This window comes from Pseudoroseomonas cervicalis ATCC 49957, from assembly GCF_000164635.1.
GTDB lineage: Bacteria > Pseudomonadota > Alphaproteobacteria > Acetobacterales > Acetobacteraceae > Pseudoroseomonas > Pseudoroseomonas cervicalis.
Genome location: NZ_GG770777.1, coordinates 1,508,591 through 1,510,923, shown reverse-complemented (window position 1 = coordinate 1,510,923; position 2,333 = coordinate 1,508,591). Strand labels below are relative to the sequence as shown.

Genomic DNA, 2,333 nt, shown 5'->3' with positions numbered 1-2,333 from the left:
GGGCGGCTTCGGCGGCGGCGCCAGCGCGGCGCGGGTGGAGAGCCGCACGCTGAAGCAGCTGGGCCTGGCCGGGCCGATGCAGCTGCGCGGCACCTCCGACCTGCAGGGCGTGCTGTTCGGCGTCCGCTCGGACGAGGTGGTGACCAGCGCGCGGCTGGTGCTGCAGGGCGCCACCAGCCCGGCGCTGATCCCCGAGCTGAGCCAGATCGCCATCGCGCTGAACGAGCAGTTCGTCGGCACCATCACGCCGGAGCGCGCGCGCCCCTCCTTCGGGCCGCTCGAATTCCCGATCAACCCGGTCTTCTTCGCCGACACCAACCGGCTGAATTTCCGCTTCACCGGCCGCTACGCGGTGGAGTGCAACGACCCGCTCTCCGGCCTGCTCTGGTCCACCGTCTCCGACCTCTCCACCCTGCACCTGACGCTGGAGAAGCTGCCGCTGGCGCGCGACCTGGCGCGGCTGCCCGAGCCCTTCTTCGACCCGCGCCTGCGCAACGAGCCGCTGACCCTGCCGGTGGTCATGGCCGACGCCGCCGGCAACGACCTGGTGCGCGCCGCGGCCATCGCCACCTCCTGGTTCGCGGTGCAGGCGGATTATCGCGGCGCCACCTTCCCGGTCAGCGCCAGCGTGCCGCAGCGCGGCAACGCCATGGTGCTGGTGGCCGGCAATGACAGCGTGCCCGGTGTCTCCCTGCCGCGCTTCGAGGGGCCGACGCTCGCCGTGGTGCCGAACCCGGCCGACCCCTCCGCCTCGCTTCTGGTGGTGGGCGGCCGCACCGGGGCCGAGGCCGCCATCGCCGCCCAGGCGCTGGCGGTCGGCCGCCAGGCGCTGTCGGGCGAGCTGGCGGTGGTCTCCGCGCCCGACATGCCGGCGCGCGCCGAATACGACGCGCCGCGCTGGATCCGCACCGACCGCCCCGTGCGCTTCGGCGAGCTGGTCGATCCGTCGGAGCTGCAGAGCTACGGCTTCGCCCCCGGCGCCATCGCCATCCCCTTCCGCACCGCGCCCGACCTCTACACCTGGCGCGACCGCTCGCTGCCGGTCGAGATCCGCTTCCGCGCGCCGCCCGGCCCGGTGACCGATGTCGCCGTCTCGCGCCTCGATGCCTCGCTGAACAACATCTACCTGCGCTCCTTCCCGCTGCGCGAGGTGGAGCCGAGCTGGCCCTGGAGCTGGGTGGCGCGCAACACCGGCCTCGGCGGCGTGCCGGAGCGCGGCCAGGGCGCGCTCGGCCTGCCGCCCTATCTGGTGTTCGGCCAGAACGAGCTGCAGCTGCGCTTCGACATGCGGCCGCTGAACCGCGGCGACTGCGTCTCGATCCCCGGCGACATCCGCGCCTCGATCGACCCGGACAGCACCATCGACCTGACGCGCGGCCACCGCTTCGCCGAGCTGCCGAACCTCGCGCATTTCGCCGGCTCCGGTTACCCCTACACGCGGCTGGCGGATTTCTCGACCTCGGCGCTGGTGATGCCCGACCGCGCCAACACGCTGGAGCTGTCGGCCGCCTTCACCCTGCTCGGCCGGCTGGCCGCCAGCGTCGGCCATCCGGCGACGCGCATCGCCGTGGTGCGCCCGGCCGGGCTCGCCGAGGTCGCGTCGCGCGAGCTGCTGGTGATCGGCGCGCTCGGCCGGCAGCCGGCTTTGGCCCAGCTGCTCGGTGAGCGCAGCCCGCTGCAGATCGAGGGCAACCGCGTCTCCGTGGCGCTGCCCGGGGCGCTGGAGAATTTCCGCAACCTGTTCTTGACCGATGACCGGCTGCTCGACCGGCAGCGGCTGGAGGCGGTGCTGGCCGGCCCCGGCGAGGCCACCGGCATGCTGATCGGCTTCGAGAGCCCGCTGGCCGGCGGCCGCTCGGTGGTGGCGCTGACCGGCACCAGCCCGCAGGGCATGGACGCGATGGTCAGCGCGCTGCGCGACCCGGAGATGCTGCCGCGCATCCAGGGCGACCTGGCGCTGCTCGCCGGCGGGCGGCTCACCGCCTACAAGATCGGTCATGACTACACGGTGGGCTTCCTGCCGCCGCATCTCTGGCCGCAATACTGGCTGGGCAGGCGGCCTGATCTCCTGCTAGCCCTGGCGCTGGTGGCGGCGCTCTGCCTGGCCGTGCCGGCCTACTGGCTGCTGCGCCGCCGCGCCGCCCTTCGCCTCCGGACCAGGACGCCATGATGACGCTCCGCGCCGCGCTGCTCGCCTCCGCCTGCTCCCTGGCGCTGCTGCCCGGGCTGGCCGGCCCGGCGCGGGCGCAGGAGGCCGCCTTCGCGGTGCTGCTGGAGCAGGCCGAGTACTGGCAGGCGCAGGGCCGGCCCGACCGCGCGGTGCTGACGCTGGA

1 protein-coding gene is annotated in these 2,333 nt (G+C 74.2%); it reads left to right on the top strand.

Translation table 11 applies throughout. The annotated features are described in order from the left end of the window. On the top strand, positions 1-2,170 hold a 2,170-nt coding region (locus HMPREF0731_RS06540; RefSeq protein WP_007003263.1), incomplete at its 5' end, for a cellulose biosynthesis cyclic di-GMP-binding regulatory protein BcsB. Positions 2,171-2,333 lie beyond the last annotated feature (163 nt).